The following is a 19494-nucleotide window of genomic DNA, read 5'->3' on the forward strand; positions in this document are numbered from 1 at the left end:
AACTTTCCGGTTGGCGCCGAGCCGGGCGCCCCCGGACTTTCCTTTCCGGCCGCTCGGCCTCTGCGTTGACTGTCCATGGGCGGTTGAGCCGCCGTCAGGGGCGGACGGTCCCATGGCATCGGCACGGACAGGCGAGAGGCGTGACCAATGACATTCGGCAGGGGCTACCAGAGCAGGCTGGAGCTCGACTCCCAGCCGACGTCGGTTCGCTGGGTCCGTGCACATACGGAGGGTGTCCTGCGCAGTTGGTCAGCGCCTGAGGCTCTCGTGGAGAACGCCGTGCTGATCGTCTCCGAGTTGGCGACCAACGCGGTGCAGCACGCCGCCGATGACTCCGCAGAGGCTTGCGACGGAGGGCACGGCACCGGGTCCCGGTTCGCGGTCGGCCTGTGGATGGCGGACAGCGGACTCGTCGTCGCCGTCTACGACCAGATGCGTCGGCCGCCCGTACAGCAGAAGTCGTCACTGGAGTCGGACGGCGGACGTGGCCTGGCACTCGTCGACGCGCTCAGTGCGAGGTGGGGATACGCCTACCTGTCGCAGGGCTACGGGAAGTTGGTTTACGCGGTGCTGAGCCCGCCGGGGCATGGGGATACGACGGTGGCCTTGATGGAACCGACGCTCCAGCGACTGCTCACCGCGGACGCGGGCTTATTGGCGGCGGTGAGCGCATGAGTGGTGAACACACGAGCATCAAGGCCGGAGCAAATCCCCCCGGCCCGGCCGACGATGCCCACCCGAATGGGGAACAGCCCAGGCCGTTCAGCGTGCCGGGACGGTGGACGATCACAACGCCGAACGGCCCGGAGGTCTCCGGCTACCTGCCCGACTGGGCGGAGGACGATCCGAGCGAGTCCGGAGTGCCGTTCGACTTGCTGCCCCTCCGGCTGACGCACATCGAGCATCGCACCTTCTTCGAGGGCCAGACGGTGAGCCTCGTGGAAACGTGGCCGGGAAACGCCGCGGAGGAGGAGGTGGTTCTCGGGGGCAGTATCGACTGCGCTCCGTACGCCTCCGATCCACGGTTTCGTCTCCCGGTCGTCAACATCCAGGTGTGCCCCGAGCACTGGATCGCCGGTCTCGATCCGGACGGAGTCGCCGAGATCGCCGCGCGCCTCCTCGACCAGGCCGAACTCCTCATACGCGAGGTGCGTCCGGCCTTGATCGCCGCCCGCAAAGACTGGGAAGCCCACCATCCCGTGCGGGACCAGGACGCCCGGACGGACAGCAACTCGGAGTTCCCGGAACCTCCCTCATCCATGTCCTCGTAGGAACACAAACGTTGCGCTCCGCGCAGCCAGGCGGCTGCGTCAACCGTTCGGGCCCATCAGCCCCGGGACACCAACCCAGCGCAAACCCATAGCGACCGCCCACGCCTTGACGGGGCTCTCCCGCGCTGCGCATGGCGGTTGGCAGAAGCAGTGTCCGTATTCACAACCCACCAGGAGGAGTTGGCATGGCCAACATCACGCACACCATCGGCGCGGGGCCCGCGACCGTGGGCACGACCGCGCAGGACGACTTCGAGCTGGACGTCACCCTGGTCGAGATCGGCGACACCGCCGGTCTGGTCAACCTGACGGACGACGGCTGTGGCTCGACCTGTGGCGCCTGCGTGTCCAGCGTCGCCTGATCCAAGCCGCACGACAGTTCTGTCCGGTGCCTTCACCGCTCACCGCGTGAGGGCACCGGCCGCCAGATCGGGACCAGGAGGTCGCTATGCCCGCAACCGCGTTCCGTGCCGGTCGCACCGCGCTCGTACGTGCGGTGGCCCGGCCCGAACTTTCCATTCCGCCCTGCCCGGGCATCGACGACACGTCGGCCTGCGGTGAGGCCGCCCGCCTTGCCTGGTTACGGCACGTGTGGTCCGAGGAGGACATGGCCGAGGCGTTGGCCCACGCCAGCCCCGATCTCGCCTCCCAGGTACGTGCCTTGTGTTCTTCCGACGGCCCCGCCGCGTCCGACGTGCGTCGCGCGGTCGTGTCCGTGGCCCGCTACGTACTGCGCGCCGAGCACCGGCCCACGCCGTTCGGCCTGTTCGCGGGGGTGACCACTGCCGCGCTGGGACCAGGGTCGGGGGCGAGCGCGAGGTGGGGTACGAACCACGCGGTGATCGGCCGGGCGAGCGCCGAATGGCTGACGGCCGTGGTCGAGCGGCTGGAGTCCTGCCCCGAACTGGTGGACCGCCTGCTGGTGGTCGTCAACAACGCCGCTGCCCACCGTGGTGATCGCCTCATCGTGCCGTACCGGTCCGACACCACGAGCGCTCGGACGCGCAGGGTCGAGGCATCCGTGGCTCTGACCGAACCGGTGCGGGCGGCTCGAAATGGCCTCGGAGCCGATCCGCGCCGACGTACTCGTGGACAAGCTCGTATCCGACTTCCCCACCGCGAACGCGGAGCGAGCCCGTCACCTTGTGCGAGAGCTGATTCGCAACGAGGTCCTGATCACGAACCTGCGCACCCCGAGCACCGAGACGGACGCCCTGTCCTACACGGTGGAGCAGCTCGACGCGGTGGAGGCGGCCACGGTGGCGCCAGTCGCAGAGGCGGTCGAGACGCTGCACGCTGTGCGGACCGGCCTGCGCGGCTGCGGCTCCCGCGAGGGTCGCGCCGGTGTTGCCGCGTGGATGCGTGCCTTGGTGCCGGAACTTCGCGGCCACCCCCTGGCGCTGGACCTTCGCCTTGACGCGGAGACCGAACTTCCCGAGCAAGTGGCCCGGGAGGTCGAGCGGGCCGCCTTCGTCCTGGCCCGGGTCAGCACCGCCCCGTACGGGACCGAGGCGTGGAAGGCGTACCAGCGACGGTTCTACGAGCGGTACGGCATCGGCACGATGGTCCCGCTCAAGGAAGTGGTCGCCGACAGCGGCACCGGCTTCCCCGACGGCTATCCGGGCGCGGCCGCAGACACCCGCCGTTCCCGGCTGTCCGTACGCGACGACACGCTTGTACGGCTTGCGCAGGCAGCCGCCCTAGACGGCCGCGACGAGGTCGTCCTCACGGACGAGCTGATCGACGCGATGAGCCTCGGCCCCGAAAACCCGCGCATCCCACCGCACTTGGAGATCGGCGTCCGGGTGCATGCGGACACCGCGGAGGAGCTGGCCCGTGGTCGATTCCGCCTCGAAGTAGTCAGCGTGTCACGGGGTTTCGGCGTCACTACCGGGCGGTTCCTCGGCGTGCTGACGACTGAAGACCGCGAGCACCTGTCAGCGGAACTGGCGGATCTGCCGACCGCCGACGCCGGTACCGTCCCCGCGCAGTTGTCGTTCCCGCCGCTGCTCGCGTCGAGCGCCCATGTCACCCGTGCCCCGCAGGTCCTGCCCACCGTGATCAGTGTCCAGGAACACCGCGCCACCAGCGCCGGCGTACTCACCCCGGACGACCTGGCCGTGGCATGCGACGGCCGCCGCATGTACCTCGCCGCGCCTGAACACGGGGTCCGGGTTGAAGCGGTGGGCATGCACGCGCTGAACCTCGTCACGCACACCCCACCGCTGGTCCGCTTCGTCGCCGAGTTGTCGCGTGCCCAGTGCGCGCAGGTCACGACCTTCGACTGGGGCGCCGCGAACGCGATGCCGTACCTGCCGAGGATCCGTTACGGGCGTACGGTGCTCGCCCCCGCACGGTGGCGGCTGGACGCCTGCGAACTGCCCGGCCGCGCCAGCGCCCAGGCCCAGTGGGACGCCGCACTTGAAGAGTGGCGGACCAGACGACGGATGCCGTGCCGGGTCGAACTCGCCGAGTCCGATCGGCGCCTGTACCTGGACCTCGCCCAGGCCGCGCACCGGAGCCTGCTGCGCCACCATCACCTCCGCGCGTCCTCGGCCGTCCTCGTCGAAGCCCCAGCCGCCGACGCGTACGGCTGGTGCGGCGGGCGGGCGCACGAGGTCGTCGTACCGCTCAAAGCGACACGACCGCCGGCCTGGCCGCTCCTGCCGACCCCCACCCCCGCTCGCGCCTTCTCAGGGCAGCAGATCCAACCCCCTGGCGTCTCCTGCCTGTTGCTGGCCACCCTGTACGGCGACCCGCGCCGCCAAGACGCGCTGCTGGGCCAGCACATCCCAGAACTGCTGAACCGGCTCGGCGCCCCGCCGTGGTGGTTCATCCGCTTCCGCGATCCCGACCACCACCTGCGTGTACGGATCGTGCTGCCCCGTCCAGAAGCCTTCGCCGAGACCGCTCGTATCGTCGCCGCTTGGGCGAACGAACTGCGCGCCGCCCGGCTGCTGTCGGACCTGCGCTTCCCCACCTCCTACCGTGAAATGGGCCGTTGGGGCTCCGGCACCGCGTGGAAGGCTGCCGAAAAAGTCTTCCGCGCGGACTCCCGCGCCGTCGTCGCCCAACTCGGCCAGCCACAGCGTCCTCACCACCGTGTCCTGGTCGCCGCGCACACGATCGCCATCGCCAACTCGTTCCTCGGAAGCGCCGAAGCCGGGATGCGCTGGCTGATCGACCACATTCCGTCCAGACCTTCCGCCCCGTCCAGGCCGGTGTCGCGGCCGGAGTACGCGGAGGTCGTTCGCCTGGCAGATCCGTCGGACGGCTGGGCGGCCCTGCGAGGCGTACCCGGTGGGCAGGCCGTCGTGGACGCGTGGGCCGACCGGGACCAGGCGCTCGCCGCCTACCGGGCGCTCCTGCCAGGCCCGGACACCCACGGCATCCGCTTGGACGATGTCCTCTCCTCGCTCCTGCACGTGCACTTCGTCCGCCACCTGGCGGTCGACTTCCCGGAGGAAGAGATCTGTCTCCGCCTCACGCGCGCCGCCGCCCTGGCCTGGATGTCCCGGCGGGCATCGTGACTCAGCACTTCGCAACCGCAACCTGCGCAGCTTCAGTGGCAAACGCCATCGCCGACCTTCTGGCCGACCCCGGCACCGCGCCCATGGCCCCTCGGACACTGACCAGCGAACGACAGCAACTCGCTTACGGTCCGCTGGGTATCGCCCTGCTCCATATCGAACGGGCCGCTCGCGACCTCGGCCCGTGGCAACGTGCCCACGACTGGCTGGCCGTCACGACCAGCAAGCCGTTCACCAGCGGCCCTGACAGCCACCCCTTCTACGGAGCCCCCGCCCTCGCCCATGTTGTGGCCCGCGCCGCCGAACACCAGGCCGGCACCACTTACCACCGCGCCCTTGCCTCCCTCGACGCCCGGATCGCCACGGACGTTCAGCGCCGCCTCGACGCGGCACACCGGCGAATCGACGTCGGCCGCCTTCCGCAGCTGGCGGAGTTCGACGCGATGCGCGGCCTGACCGGCTACGGCGCCTATCTCCTGCGACGTGACCCGTCCAGCTCCACAGCACGAGCCGTCCTCGACTACTGCGTACGGCTCACCGAGCCGGTCGTCCACCATGGTGAGTTCCTACCGGGCTGGTGGACTGCGACCGGACCCTCCGGTCGGCCCGACGACCGTTACCGGGGCGGCCACGCCAACAACGGAATGGCGCACGGCATCGGCGGCGTGCTCGCGCTGCTGGCCGTCGCCGCCCGCCGCGGCACGGTCGTGAGCGGCCATCGCGAAGCCCTCCGTACGATCCTGGACTGGCTCGACCTCTGGCCCAAGAGCACCGGCCCCGACCTGGCTTGGCCGTACTGGGTCACGCGCGACGAGCTGCGGACCGGACGTCTCACCCCTGCCCGGCCACGGCGACCGTCATGGTGTTACGGCACCGCGGGTCTCGCCCGCGCCCAGCAACTCGCCGCTCTCGCGCTCGGCGACATCGACCGCCAAATCGAGGCGGAGACGGCTCTCGTAGCCGCCCATACCGATCCCGCACAGCTCAAGGCCACTACCGACAGCGGTCTTTGCCACGGCTTCGCCGGTCTCGCTCACGTTGCCGCCAGGACCGCTGACGACGCCCACCACACAACCGAGGTGCGGCTCCGCGCGACGATTCCGGCTCTCCTGACAGCTGTCTGCCCCCAGGAGACCGACCCTGTCGAGACCGCCGGTGCCCTGGTGAAAGGGGTCGGCCCCGGGTTCCTCGACGGCGCGGCCGGTATCGCCCTGGCACTCCAGTCCCCGGCTGCCGGTGCGCCGCCCGTCTCCGACTGGGACGCCTGCCTGCTCATCGCCTGACGCCCCTCGATCGAAGGACCGCCTTTATGCCCTCGGACCGTTGGCAGCAGCACAACATCACCTTCACCGATCGCACGACCGGCAACCGCGTCCTCGTCGAACGGCTCGGTCCGGCCTTGCTCGGGGCCGAGGAAGAGGGGGAGCTCACCGGCTGGTGGTTCATGAACAAACAGCCCTGGCCGCTGCGTTACCGTGCCGACGAGCCGTCGCCTCTGGTCGAATCGGTGCTGAGCGATCTTGTCGGCAGCGGCTCGGTCCGATCGTGGCTGCCCTGCGTCTACGAGCCGGAGATAACCGCCTTCGGCGGTGCGGAGGCCATGGACGCCGCCCACGACCTGTTCCACCTGGACAGCCGCCACCTGCTCACCTACCGGCCCGGCCAAGTGCATTTGGGCCGCCGGGAGACCGCTGTCCTTCTGGCCAGTGCCATGATGCGCGCCGCCAACCTGGACTGGTACGAGCAGGGTGACGTATGGGCGAAGGCCGCCGCACTGCGACCGGTCACCGACTTCCCTCTGAAGCGGGCCGCCGCCCTGATACCGGCGATGCGCGCCCTGATGACAGTCGACGTCCACAGCCTGTGCGTCCCGAACGGTGCGCTCGACGGGCACGCCGAGTGGGTGACCGCCTTCGAGCGGGCCGGTTCGACCGTGGCGCACCTCGCAGCCGCCGGCGGACTCACCCGCGGCCTAAGGGCCGTCATCGCCCACCACGTCATCTTCCACGCCAACCGCGCCGGTCTCCCCTTGGGCGACCAGAGCGCCCTGTTCACCACCGCACGAGAGGCAGTCATGGGATCGAGTGACTACACCGCGTCGTCCGCCAAGGGCACGCCCCGGACCACTAGCGTCGAGGCGGTGACCACCGACACGACCACCACACACGACGCCGAAGCCGCCCGGCTCCGCAACGCCCTGGTCGACCAGATCCGCGCGTCCGGATACGCCCGCACAACCGTTGTCGAGACGGCGCTGCGTACCGTTCCCCGCCACCTGTTCGTACCCGATGCGTCCCTCGAAGACGCCTACGCCAACGCGCCGGTCAACATCAAGTACGACACCGACGGCACATCGATCTCCTGCGCCTCCCAGCCTGGAGTCGTCGCCCTCATGCTGGACCAGTTGGACGCCCGCCCCGGCGAACGCATCCTCGAACTGGGCGCCGGTACCGGCTACAACGCCGCCCTTCTCGCCCACCTGGTCGGCGACACCGGCTACGTCACGACCATCGACGTCGACGACGACCTTGTCGAAGGCGCCCGTGCACACCTGGCTACCGCCGGTGTCTCCAACGTCGACGTTCTGACCCGTGACGGCGCCGTCGGCCACGCCGCGGGGGCACCGTACGACCGGATCATCGCCACCGTCGGCGCACACGGCGTCCCGCACGCCTGGATGCAGCAACTCGCACCCGGCGGACGCCTCGTCGTCCCGCAACGGCTCAAGGGCAGCGTGTCGCGCTCCATCGCCTACGAGCAGCGCGACGGCCACTGGACCAGCGTCAGCAGCAAGATGAACACCTTCATGCCCCTGCGGCGCGGCATCGCCGACGACGACCGCCGCGTCATCCTCCTCAGCACGGACGGGACCGTACGGCTCCAGGCCCCCGCCGGACAGCCCATCGACGCCGAGGCCCTGGCCGGAGTCCTGGAACAGCCGCGCTCCGAAGTGTGGACCGGGACGCTGTTCGCCGCTTCGGAGTCCGCCGAGTGGATGGAACTGTTCGTCTCCTGCTCCTTGCCCTCCGGTCTGATCCGAATGCTGTTCCCGGCCCAGGCCAAGGGCACGCTGCTCACCGACGACCCGTACCCGTCCTCAACGGCGGCCGTCGACAAGGCGGCCGTCACCTACCTGGCCCGCCGTCTCTCGGAGAAGACCACGCCGGACGGCGGCAAGCTCTGGGAGTTCGGTGTCATCAGCCACGGGTCCGGAGGCGGCGAGCTGGCCGCGAAGGTCGCCGATGTGATCCGTACCTGGGATCACGACTACCGGAGCCGCGAGGCTACCTTCGGGATCCAGCCCCTCGACGCCCCCGCGATCGAGCAGCGCTCCGGCCTCTTCGCCGTCGACACTCCGCTGAACCGCATCGTCATCGACTGGCGGTAACGCCAGCTCACGCAGGGGCCCGCAGGGCGCACCCGCCGGGCCTCCTGGCCCCCAACCCCCATCGCCACCGACAGGCGGATCTATGGACCCGCACGGCCCCATGGCAAAACGCTTCCCACTCGTCGCCCGCTTCCGCCCGGCCTGCCTCCCTCTGCCCAACCGCATCCAAGCCCTGGTCGACCTCGCCGACCGGTCAGCAGCGCAGAAGGACCAGGGGCTGGCCTCCGCCGTCTTCAACCAGGCGGCACTCCTCGCCTCCGACGTCGGCCTCCCCGACCTCGCCCGTTCCCTGTGCCACCGCCACGCCCAGGCGTACCTCAACGCCTGTCCACTCCCCGCCACGAGCGCCATCCGCGCCCTGGAACCCCTGATCAACCTCGCTCGCCTACAGATCCGCGCCGGCCACCCCTACGACGCCCGCCAACGCCTCCTCGCCCTCTACGAAGCCGTCGGCACCGCCACCCCCGCCACGTTCGACGGCATCACCGTCCCGGCCAACCTCACCCCCACCGACGAAGACCGCCGCGACGTCCACGCCTGGCTCTGGCGCGTCCTCCTCGCCGACGGCACCCGCACCCTCACCACCACAGGCCGCTGGCCCGAAGCCCTGGCCCACATCGAGCAACACCGCGGCATCGGCACCCGCATGCTCGACGGCCGCCAAGTCGCCGTCGTCGCGGCCCTGGTCGAAGGCAACACCAACCGCGCCACCGAACTGCTCACCAACACATCACCCGGCGAACCATGGGAGCAGATCGTCACGGCGTGCCTCATGGTTCTGTGCCGCAACGACAATGGCCAGCCGGTTGAGGAGCACATCACCGACCTGGTCAATGCCTACCTGACCCACGAGGCGGAACCGGGCTTGACCGTCTTCGACATCCGCCTCGGCCTCACCGTCCTCGACACGATGAGCACCGCAGATCATCCCGAGGCGCGCCGCCTCACCGCGAGCCTGGTCCGCCGAACCACAGACGCCGGTGACGGCTACGCAGCCCGCGAACTCCTGGCGCACCCCCTGGCCACCTCTCTCAGCACTGCCAGGGAAGCCCAGCACTTCCACGGTCTGGCCCAAGCCTGCGCCCTCGGAGCGAGCACCCTCCATCAGGAGCTGTATACCGACCTTTCAGCTGTACTCGACGCCGCTGACACGGTGCTCACGCGGCCTGCGTAGCACCGCTCCTGACGATGCCGATTCCTGCCGAGCAAAGTCCCGTTTCAGCCCCTGCCTGCCTCATCCTCATCAATACGCCCAGGGGGAAAGCCCGTTCATGGGACGTGCCATCCGTGGCTGTGAAATGTTCCTCTTGCAACCTGAGAGCCCTGCGGCCAGCCGTCCCAACGCCACTCATCGACCGGCCCGGGCGTCATCTGAACGGGCGCGCCGCTACCCATCACTCTCCGGAGGGGACTCCGTGCCGACGGCTCCCGACAGCACCGCGATACCCGATCCTTCCTATTGGGCAGCCCTCCAGGCAGAACTGGACGCCCTGGCGGTGAAGGGACTCTGGTTACCGGGCCCCGCGACCACACTTGAAGTGCTTGGGCAGTCCGAGGTCGAGATACACCATGAGCGTCTCATCGCCTGGCTTCTCGACCCACTCGCACCGCACTATCTGGGGCCAACAGTCCTGCGGGCGCTGCTCCAGCGCTTCCTCGCGGCCGATTCGCCGTCGACGGATGAGCTGATCGGGGCACGGGTCAGGACTCAAGCCGTCGCCGCGTCCAGCCGGCCGGACATCGTGGTGACAATGCCAAAGCACACTCTTGTGATCGAGCTCAAGATCAACTCCCCCGAGGGTGAAGGGCAGACCACCCGGCAGGCGGACGATCACGCGAACATGCCCCATCCTGTCCTGGTCTTTCTCACGCGCCGTTGCCAACAGCCCACCGATCGGCGCTTCGAGCCGCTGGGGCTCACCGATTTCGCGACAGACCTACGACAGTGCCTCGAGAGCGCGCCAAAGCCGCGGACACCAACCGCAGCCAAAGGCAGAGCCGTCGCCCACGACTACCTGGCCACCTTGGAGAAGATGCTCGCCATGGATCCCGCAGATCAAGAAGCAGCGCGCTTCTGGCTCGCGCACGGTCGGAATCTTCTCCAGGCCCAGGCGGCGGCCAAAGCACTCCTCGCCCACTTGCCCCAGTACGTAGTCACCGCGCTGGAATCCGTCTCCCCCGAACTTGGAGACGGTCTCGTGGCAAGCTCCTTCCCATCCAAAGTAGTCGGTTCGGTCGGCAAGGAATACACCGAGGACGCCGTACTCCTGGCACGACAGCGATGGCTCGGAGCGGACGGCAGAGCCCTGTTCGGAATGGGCTTCGGTCAACGGACCAGGCCGAATCCCGATATCCAGGAAGAGTGCCCGTTCTGGGGCGTATACGCGCACGATCCGGATGTGCGCGCGTCCTTGCGTGCCACATGGGGAGTGGCGGACGAACGCCCGTGGGGCAAGTGGGTCTGGTGGAAATATCTGGAGTTGGAACCCCCAACTGACGCAGAAAGGCTGCTTGCTCACTACGCGGGAACGCTCGCGGAGCACGTCCGTACAACCTGGCCCTGGCAGATACAAGCTCTCGACAGCGCAGTCGGCGGTCTCGTCCCGTGACGAAACACCACAAACGAGTGCCGCCGACGGCGAGCCGAAGGTGTTGATCGTCATCGCCACATCTCCGGTGGATAACGACTCGGTGAGAACCGGCCGGGCACCACATCCATCCGGCCGGGTGGCGCGTCTCACCTTCGAGCCGCACACTCTCGTGTGACCGCGCCGCAGGGGCATTTGGAGCAATCAACGTGATAACCGGCAGCAAGGCCATTCGTCGTACGTCCGTGGTGGCCGTCACCGCGGGCGCCGTACTGACCGTCGGAGCGCTCGGCTCCACGGCCCAGGCGGCGACGCCCGCGCCGCCCCCGATCGTGGCCAAGGGCGGCTACGTGATGAACAACTCGACGGGCACGACCTACTACACCAAGACCGCCGACACCAAGCGGTCCACCGGCTCCACCACGAAGATCATGACCTTCGAGGTGGTGCTGCGGCAGAAGAAGCTCAACCTGAACGCCAAGGTCACCGTCCAGAAGGCGTACAGCGACTACATCGTCAGCAAGAACGCCTCCTCGGCGCGCCTGATCGTCGGCGACAAGGTCACCGTGCGGCAGCTCCTGTACGGGATGATGCTGCCGTCCGGCTGCGACGCGGCGTACGCGCTGGCCGACAAGTACGGCGTGGGCTCCACGCGCGCCGCGCGGGTCAAGCAGTTCGTCGGCCAGATGAACTCCACCGCCAAGGCGCTGGGCCTGAAGAACACCCACTTCGACTCCTTCGACGGAATCGGCAACGGGAACAACTACTCGACGCCGCGCGACCTGACGAAGCTCGCGAGCACCGCCATGAAGAGCGCCGACTTCCGCTCGGTGGTGAAGACCCGCTCCATCAAGACCAAGGCCACCACCAAGAGCAACGGCTACCGCTACTACACCTGGACCAACACCAATACGCTGCTGGGCAGTTACAGCGGCGCGATCGGCCTCAAGACGGGCTCGGGCCCGCAGGCCGGCTACTGCCTCGTCTTCGCCGCCACCCGCGGCAACCGCACCGTGATCGGGACCGTCCTGTCGTCCAGCTCGGTGAACCAGCGGGCGACGGACGCCAAGAAGCTGATGGACTACGCCTTCAAGCGCTGACGCGCCAGTTCGGCGAGAGCCCTTGACGAGAGGGCCCGCTGATCAAGAGGCCCCCTGACGAAGGGGCGCTCTGCCGAAAAGGCCCCGCTCGCCGTCTCCGGTGAGCGGGGCCTTCGTCCGTACGGCGCGGGCGGGCGCCGTCAGTTGGTGTAGTACAGGTACTTCCACCCCGTGGACGTCGTGGTGTTCAGGCGGTCGCCCGAGGAGCCCTTGACGTACACCGCGCGGACGCGGGCCCGGATGCCGGACTCGCCGGGTCCCGCGAGCCCCACCCGCGAGGTGCCGGTGATCGCCAGCCGGAAGTACTCGCTGCCCGAGGAGTACCAGCGGCCCTTGTAGTAGACCTGGAGGTCCAGGCGCTGCGAGCGGCCGTTGGCGTACGTCATGTGCGTGGTGAACAGCGCGGACTTCTTCTTGTGGAACCAGTAGTACGAGGTCGAACCGACCTTGCCCTTGCGGTAGTTGCCGGACACGGCCAGCGAGACACTGACCTGCGTGCCGACCGAGCGGGCCACCGACTTCGGCGCGGAGACGGCGTCACCGGCGAACGAGGCCCAGAAGGTGGTGTTGCGGCTGAGCCGGTAGGTCACCTTCAGGTCGCCCGCCGCGTTGACCTTCGCGGACTTGACCAACTTCTTCTGCCCGCCCGCGGGTTGGGCCCAGATCGAGAGCACGCGGCTCTTGCCGGTCTTGCCCAGGTGCCCGGTGACGGTGGCGGTGGACCCGTAGGCGTACGTGGCGCGGTTGGTCTTCACGCTCGCCGCGGTGGTCAGGCGCGAGACCTGGACGACGCGCTTGCCGGAGCCGGCGGTGTGCGTGGCGTCGCCCGCGTACGTGGCGGTGTACGTGACGCCGCCGCCGGTGGTCGGGGTGTCGGTGAAGCTGAACGTGCCGTTGGCCGCGACCGACTTGGCGCCGAGGGACGTGCCCTTGGGGGAGGTGAGGTCGGTACGCGTCACCGTGACCTTGGCGCCCGCGGGGAACGCCGTGGTGGCGGTCAGCTTGCCGCTGACCGTGATCTTCGTGGCGCGCTTGGCGGTCGACGGGGCGCTGACCGTGACGGCGGTGACCGACTTGGTGGGGTCGGTCAGCACGCGCAGGGTCGGGTGCTGGCCGTAGACGTCGGCCGTGACCGCGAACAGGCGGCTGCTGTCGGGCGCCCACGCGAGGCCGCCCGCCACCAGGGCGGAGGCGGTGCCGGGGTTTCCGACGACGCCGAAGTCGTAGGTGCGGACCCGGTGGTCGGAGCGCGGGCGGAAGATGTAGACGTCCGGCTCGTAGGCGCCGTCGATGCCCGCCGCGATCGTCCCGTCGGGGGCGACCGCCACCGCGTTCGGGTACGCCTCGGTGGTGTAGCGGCCGTCGTCGGCCAAGTCGGATGTCCGGTACGCCTGTTGGAAGTACGGGGCGCCGCTGGCGACCAGCACCTGCTTGCCGTCCGCGGACAGCGCGATGTCCTGCATGTTCCCCGCGTTGTTGGCGTTCCACCGGTACGCCTGGGGCTCGGCGTGCCCCGACGACACGTTGTAGACCTGGAGCTCCATCGGGCTCTGGACGGGTGTCCCGGCCGCCACCACGTCCGGGTTACCGGGCGAGGAGGCGAGCATCGGGGCGGTGCTCCAGGTGTGGGGGCCGCCCTGGCCGAGGGTGACGACGGCGCCGTTGGTGGTCCGGGTGGGGGTGTCGGCGGCGAAGGGGGCGGGGGGTGCCGGGGTGGTGGCGTCCGGGGTCGGGGAGGTGGTGACCGGCGGGTCCGAGGGCGAGTCCGTTGGCGTGTCGGTCGGGGTATCGGTCGGGGTATCGGTCGGTGTGTCCGACGGTGTGTCCGACGGGCTGGGGCTCGGGGCCGTGGTGTCCGTCGGGGTGGGGGTCGGCGTCGACTCGGGGTCCGTCGGGGTCGGAGTCGGGGTGTCCGTCGGAGGAGTCGTGGGCGGGGTCGTCGGCGGTGGAGTCGTCGGCGGGGTCGTCGGGTCGGTCTCCGGGTCGAGGTCCAGGGAGCCGAGGTCGGCGGACCCGTCCGCCGCGTATCCGAACCAGATCGTGTGCCTGGTCATCGCCAGGTGGCGCGGGGCGACACCGAGCGGGTAACGGGCCGTCTCACGCAGGGTGGCCGTGTCGATCGCCGAGATCGCGTCGGCCTTCGGGAGCGCCACGTACACCGTCGAGGAGTCCGCGGACAGCACGAGCCCGGCGGCGCCCGGCTCTGAGGTGATCTGGGCGACCGTCTTGCCGTTGTAGTCGGCGACGACGACCTTGTTGTCGGTCGTGCTGATGAAGACGCGCCGGTGCGCGCCGTCGACCACCATGTCGGAGTACGAGGTGATCGGCAGGGTGGCCGCGCTGTCGGCGGCGGCCGGTTCGGCCGCGACCCCGAGCAGGGACGCGGTCGCGAGCAGGACGGACAGAGCCGTCCCGCCCGCCACATGACGGGTGAGCAAAGTGGGTTCCCCCCAGGAACACGTGCGGGGCCGGACGTCCTCCGGCACGATGCGGGCGCGCCGCCGAGCGCGGGTTCCGATGCGGATCCGGCCTGCTCGCGGCGCTGACCATGAGCACGATAGGGCACGGCTGTGACAGCGGGCCATCGTATTGGGGCGGGCCGCCGATCCGTCACGGCGCCTTGTCCCCGCGGTGGCCGTACCGTGCCCGATTCGGTCCCTGGGCTCCTACAACCTTCCGGCCGCGCGTGCCTTGGGGCCGGACGCGCCTTCCGGCAGGACATGCCGGACGCGCGGTACGGAGCCCGTGCCCGTACCGCGCGTCCGGTGGCGGGTCAGCGCTGAGCGGTGGACGCCGAGGGGGACCAGATGTCGATCACGATCTGCTGCCGCTCGGGGCGGACCGCCGCCGCGCGGCCCGCATAGTTGCGGTCGACCTGGGCCGCCTCCGCCGCGTTGGGCTTGGCGTTGAGGCACGCCGTGCCGGGGCCGTGCCCCGACATCAACTCCGAGCACGGGCCGCTGTAGTGGTCGAGGAGCCCGAGGATGTGTCCCGTCTCGTGCGCGGCGATCCGGGTCACGTCGTACCCCTCGTTGACCGCCTCCTGCCCCAACTGCACCTGTCCCCTGCTGCCTCCCGGCACGATCGGCCCCAACGTCGTCTGCGGCCACCCGCTGGTCGCCTTGTACACGAAGTTCGCCGAGCCCGCTGAACTGGCCGCTTGCAGCCGCACGTTGTGCACCGCGCTGTTCCAGTTCTGCACCCCCTGCGTGATCGCCGCCGCCCACTGCCCCGCCTGGCTGGCGTCATAGGTCAAGGTGACGACCGCCGTCGCCGCCTTCGGTTCGGCCTGCGCCGAAGCGACCCCGGACGCGGTGCCCACCATGGCCGGAATCAGCGCCGCCACAGCGACTATTCGCGTGATCATGAGACTCACCCACCTCCTCAGAACCAGTTGCCCCGCAGTCCCCCAGGGCACCACGCCCCCATCCCCCACCACAAGTACCCGTTTCCCGCCCTTTCCCCGCCATCCCACCCCAAGCCCCGGACGTGACCGCGTGGCTCCGCCCTCGGCCGCGGTGCGCGCCCGGGCGTCGGGGCGGGCTCATCCCCACCAATTACGACAAGGTCACAATGCCGGGACTTTTCCGGTCACCCCCGCCGAGGTGCGGGACGCCCTCCAACGCTACGCGGGACAGCACCTGGTGGAGTTCAGCGAAGAGCCCGAGGCGCTGGAATGGCGGGCCAGCTCCTCCCGGTGACCACGGCCGGGGGCGGACGGGTGCCCCGGGTGCCGCGGGTGCCGCGGGTGCCGCGGGGCGGGGGCGGCGTGGCAGCATCTGGGGGTATGGAATTCTCCGAGGTCGTCCGCCGTCGACGCATGATCCGGCACTACTCCGACAAGCCGTTGGCACCCGAGGTGACCGAGCGGATTCTGGCGTCGGCGCTACGGGCGCCCTCGGCCGGTTTCTCGCAGGGGTGGGCGTTCCTCGCGCTGACCGACGCGGCCGACCGCGCGCGGTTCTGGCCCTTCGTGCCCACGCGGGTCGAGAACACGCCGACCATGCAGGACGCGCCCCTGGTCGTGGTGCCCCTGGCCCACAAGGCGACGTACCTCGAACGGTACGCGGAGCCGGACAAGGGCTGGGAGGACCGGGCCGAGGCGCGCTGGCCCGCGCCGTACTGGTACATCGACACGGGGATGGCCTCGCTGCTCATGCTGCTGAGCGCCGTGGACGAGGGCCTGGGCGCCTGCTTCTTCGGCATCATGCCCGAGCATCTCCAGCCGTTCCGGGACGAGTTCGGCGTCCCCGACGCCTACGCGCCGCTCGGCGGCATCACCATCGGCTACCGCGCCGACGACCTTCCCCCGCAGAGCCCCCGCACCCGCGACCGCCGCCGCGACCCCCGAGAGGTCGTCCACCGCGGCCAGTGGGGCCGCCACGCCTGAGGTCGCTCGCGGAAGCGGCCCGCCGCCTGTGAAAGAGCCCTCGCGGGCGACCCGGGGTGCGGGCCGCCCGCGAGGGCTCGGGGAGGGAGCGGGGTCAGCCGGTGGTGCCTGCCGCGGCACCGGCGGCGATGAGCCTGCGGTTGATGTCGCGGACCGGGCCCGGTTGGACCTTGAGGACTTCGCGGTCGTACGTGATGAGGCCGTTCAACTCGCCCTCGACGTCGCTGATCTGGGTGTACACCGAGCCGGAGAGGTCGGTGGAGGCGTCGGGGACGAGAAGAGCGGTGTTGGCGACGTACGCCTTGGTGAGCTCCTCGATGGTGGGGACGTCACCGTAGTTCTGGCCGCCGGAGACACCGAGGATGTGGCCGGGGACGGTGAGGGAGTAGCCGCCGTGCTCGCCGTCGACGGCGGCGCGGGTGGCGTCTGGAGCCGGGGAGGCGGGACCGTGGTAGAGGTGGTAGTCGATCAGGTCACCTCGGCCCGAATCACCCTTGGAAGCGCAGCAGTTGACGCCGGAGGCGGGGTCGACCAGGCGGCTCGGGTCCTGTTCCTTGACCGAGTCGGCGAGGGCGCCGGTGGCTTCCTTGGTCTTCTCGCCCCAACCCTCGTTCGTCATGGTCCAGATGACGATGGACGGGCTGCTGATGTGCTGGTCGACGATCTCGTGGACCTGGCTGGTGAAGGCCGCGTCGCTGGCCGGGGTGGAGTCCGGGCCGGTGTTGCGGCTCGGCATGTCCTGCCAGACCATCAGGCCGAGCTTGTCCGCCCAGTAGTACCAGCGGGCGGGTTCGACCTTGATGTGCTTGCGCACCGCGTTGAAGCCGAGCTGCTTGTGCAGTTCGAGGTCGGACTTGAGGGCCGCGTCGGTCGGCGCGGTGTAGATGCCGTCGGGCCAGAACCCCTGGTCGAGGGTGGCCAGGACGAACGTCGGCTTCCCGTTGAGCTCGATCTTGTTCACGCCGCCGACCTTGCCGACCGAGATCGACCGCATGCCGAAGTAGGAGCCGACGGTGTCGATCGAGCGGCCGTTGGTGAGCGTGACCTGGAGGTTGTACAGGTACGGGTGGTCGGGGCTCCACAGCTCCGGGTGCGGTATGCGCAGCCGCAGTTCGGCGCCCGCGCGGCCGACGGCCGCGCCGACGGGCTTGTGGCCCGCGTACGCGACGGCGGCCACCAGCGAGGAGGACGATGTACCGGCCGCGGGACGCACCGTGACGGACAGCGTGCCGTCCTTCACGTTCGGCGTCAGGACGAGGGAGTCGATGCTCGCGGCGGCCACCGGCTCCAGCCACACCGTCTGCCAGATTCCGGAGGTCGGGGTGTACCAGATGCCGCTGGGGCTGCGCGACTGCTTGCCGACGGGCGTGCCGTCGTCGGTGGTGTCCTTCACCTTCAGCAGGACGGTCTGCGGCCCGCCGCGGGTGAGCGCGTCGGTGACGTCGGCGGTGAACGCCTCGTATCCGCCCACGTGGTGGGCGACCTGACGGCCGTTGACGTACACCCACGTCTCGTAGTCGACCGCGCCGAAGTTCAGGTGCAGGCGCTGGCCCGAGCCGATCCGCCAGTTGGCGGGTACGGAGAAGGTGCGCTGGTACAGCGACCAGTCGTGGTGCTCGGCGACGCCGGACAGCGGCGCCTCCATCGGGTACGGCACCAGGATCTTGCCGCTCAGCTTCGACGTGGGCAGCGGCGCGCTCTCCGAGGTGCCCTGGAACTGCCACGTCCCGTTGAGGTTCTGCCACTTGTCCCGCGTCAACTGCGGCCGGGGGTAGTCCGGGAGCACGTGGGACGGGTCGACGTCCTTGGCGTACTTGCTGGCGAAGTACCAGGTGGAGTTGTTGGTCGCCAGACCCGAGAAGAGCGGTACGGGACCGGCGGACGTCGTCAGGCCGCCGAGGCCGTCGTAGCTGATCCGCACATCGGAGTGCAGGGAGACCGGCGTGTCCGACTCTCCCGCCGTGAGCAGGAGTTGGGAGCTGTTCGCCGGGTTCACGGAGACGCCCGGCGTCCACCGGCCCGCGCCCGCGATCACCGCGAGGTGCTTGGTGATGTCGGACGGCACCGCGGTGACCGGGCCCGCCAACTGCACGGTGGCGGTCTTCCCCGAGGGGGCGACCACGGCGTTCACGTCGGACGGCGTGTAGCCGACCGGCAGATGCAGCGCCGCGTCCGGGATCGCCTGGCGGGCGATGCCGGGACCCGACCACTCCGTCTTGATGTACGCGCCGCCGTTGCCCTGGTTGTAGTCGAACGCCAACTGATGGGCGCCGGCGGTCAAGGTGACCGGCTCGGACGTCGTCTGCACGTCCCAGTCGGTCGTCCAGTGGTCGATCACGCTCGACCCGTCGAGCGACATCCGGAAGCCGTTGTCACCCTTGATGTAGAAGGTGTACGTGCCGTCGGCCGGGACGTCGAGCTGGCCCGTCCAGTGCACGGCGACGTTCTCCGTCGAGCCCGCGTAGCCGCGCAGCGTGGGGATCAGGTCGGGCACGTTCAAGGACGGCTCGACCGCGGTGCTGCTGTACTGCGCGAAGTCGAGCGAGGTGGCGTCGGTACTCAGGTAGTAGTCGCCGCGCAGACCTTGAGCGGTGTCGGCCGGAGCGGCGGACGCCCCGGCGGTGGACGAGGCCGGTGCGGCGGCCGGGGCCGCGCCCGCCGCGGCCGGGGTCAGCAGCGCCGCGCCCAGTATCAGCGGCACCAGTGCGGTCAGCCGGGCCGTCCGGGACGGCCGGGACGACCCCGTGCTGCCCGCCGCTCGGCGGCTGTTCGTTGTGCGGGATATGCCTGATCTCACTGCGGATACACCTCTCCGTAAGAGAACTCGGCGTCCAGGAAGCGGGTGAGGACGTGCGGCTCCACGACAGCGCCTTGGGGGCCCTGCCGATTTTCCAACGTTAGAAACCTGGACCGGGAGCATGAAACCAGCAGGCTTCAGCGCCGTCCACCCTCCGCGCAAAGTTTGTGAAAAATCGAGCGGCCCGATCACACCAGGCATGGCTCACCACATGGGGCACAGGGGAGGCACGGGCGGTGCGGACTGCGAAGGCGCGCGGGCATACGAGGGCCGCACTGGGGTCCTCCGGCCCGGCACCTTCCCCGCCGGAGGTCGTCTCCGCGCACCTCGCGGCTCTTTGCATCGTTAGAAAAAATGAGAAAAAGGCGCCGTTAAAGGGGGAAGCGGAACGCCGCCCTCAGATCAGGGGCGGGCCGCGCTCGGCAGGGCC

Annotated in this window: 12 protein-coding genes and 1 pseudogene; 10 read left to right on the forward strand and 3 right to left on the reverse strand. The window is 69.7% G+C overall.

The window, feature by feature from the left end:
* Window positions 1-147 precede the first annotated feature (147 nt).
* From ACZ37P_RS03100 to ACZ37P_RS03140, 9 genes and pseudogenes are all read left to right on the forward strand, one after another.
* Window positions 148-675 carry an ATP-binding protein gene (locus ACZ37P_RS03100; protein WP_467344537.1) on the forward strand — a complete coding sequence of 176 codons (528 nt, stop codon included), beginning with the start codon at window positions 148-150 and terminating at the stop codon, window positions 673-675.
* Window positions 672-1271: a DUF6907 domain-containing protein gene (locus tag ACZ37P_RS03105; RefSeq protein ID WP_467344538.1), complete on the forward strand. Its 600-nt coding sequence runs from the start codon at window positions 672-674 to the stop codon at window positions 1269-1271. Before ACZ37P_RS03100 ends, ACZ37P_RS03105 begins: the two co-directional genes overlap by 4 nt.
* A gap of 185 nt (window positions 1272-1456) precedes the next feature.
* Entirely contained in the window at window positions 1457-1633 is a 177-nt protein-coding gene (locus ACZ37P_RS03110) for an FxLD family lanthipeptide (RefSeq protein WP_402710381.1), read from the forward strand.
* 245 nt (window positions 1634-1878) lie between these two features.
* Window positions 1879-4801 (forward strand): annotated as a pseudogene (locus ACZ37P_RS03115) (lantibiotic dehydratase).
* Window positions 4802-4884: 83 nt separating this feature from the next.
* Window positions 4885-6084, forward strand: a complete 1200-nt coding sequence (locus ACZ37P_RS03120) for a lanthionine synthetase C family protein (protein WP_402710843.1) — start codon at window positions 4885-4887, stop codon at window positions 6082-6084.
* Between the two features lie 26 nt (window positions 6085-6110).
* Window positions 6111-8189 carry a methyltransferase, FxLD system gene (gene fxlM / locus ACZ37P_RS03125; RefSeq protein ID WP_467344540.1) on the forward strand — a complete coding sequence of 693 codons (2079 nt, stop codon included), beginning with the start codon at window positions 6111-6113 and terminating at the stop codon, window positions 8187-8189.
* A gap of 82 nt (window positions 8190-8271) precedes the next feature.
* Complete coding sequence (locus ACZ37P_RS03130) at window positions 8272-9363, forward strand: hypothetical protein (protein WP_467344541.1); 1092 nt, start codon at window positions 8272-8274, stop codon at window positions 9361-9363.
* A gap of 241 nt (window positions 9364-9604) precedes the next feature.
* Entirely contained in the window at window positions 9605-10798 is a 1194-nt protein-coding gene (locus ACZ37P_RS03135; protein ID WP_467344542.1) for a PD-(D/E)XK nuclease family protein, read from the forward strand.
* Window positions 10799-10986: 188 nt separating this feature from the next.
* Entirely contained in the window at window positions 10987-11877 is an 891-nt protein-coding gene (locus ACZ37P_RS03140; protein WP_355336455.1) for a D-alanyl-D-alanine carboxypeptidase family protein, read from the forward strand.
* A 140-nt stretch (window positions 11878-12017) separates the two neighbouring features.
* On the opposite strand, the gene ACZ37P_RS03145 is transcribed toward ACZ37P_RS03140, so the two are convergent.
* A complete protein-coding gene (locus ACZ37P_RS03145; RefSeq protein WP_467344543.1) occupies window positions 12018-14315 on the reverse strand; it encodes a YncE family protein in 2298 nt (765 codons plus the stop codon).
* A gap of 335 nt (window positions 14316-14650) precedes the next feature.
* Window positions 14651-15244, reverse strand: coding sequence for a snapalysin family zinc-dependent metalloprotease (locus tag ACZ37P_RS03150; RefSeq protein ID WP_355336457.1), 594 nt, complete (start codon window positions 15242-15244; stop codon window positions 14651-14653).
* Window positions 15245-15664: 420 nt separating this feature from the next.
* Here ACZ37P_RS03150 and ACZ37P_RS03155 point away from each other — a divergent pair, with 420 nt between their 5' ends.
* A complete protein-coding gene (locus ACZ37P_RS03155) occupies window positions 15665-16267 on the forward strand; it encodes a nitroreductase family protein (RefSeq protein ID WP_355336458.1) in 603 nt (200 codons plus the stop codon).
* Between the two features lie 94 nt (window positions 16268-16361).
* Here ACZ37P_RS03155 and ACZ37P_RS03160 read toward each other — a convergent pair whose 3' ends face one another.
* On the reverse strand, window positions 16362-19064 hold the full coding sequence (locus ACZ37P_RS03160) for a PA14 domain-containing protein (RefSeq protein ID WP_467344544.1): 2703 nt from the start codon (window positions 19062-19064) through the stop codon (window positions 16362-16364).
* Between the last annotated feature and the right edge of the window lie 430 nt (window positions 19065-19494).

It is taken from the genome of Streptomyces sp. NPDC024632 (genome assembly GCF_055559175.1).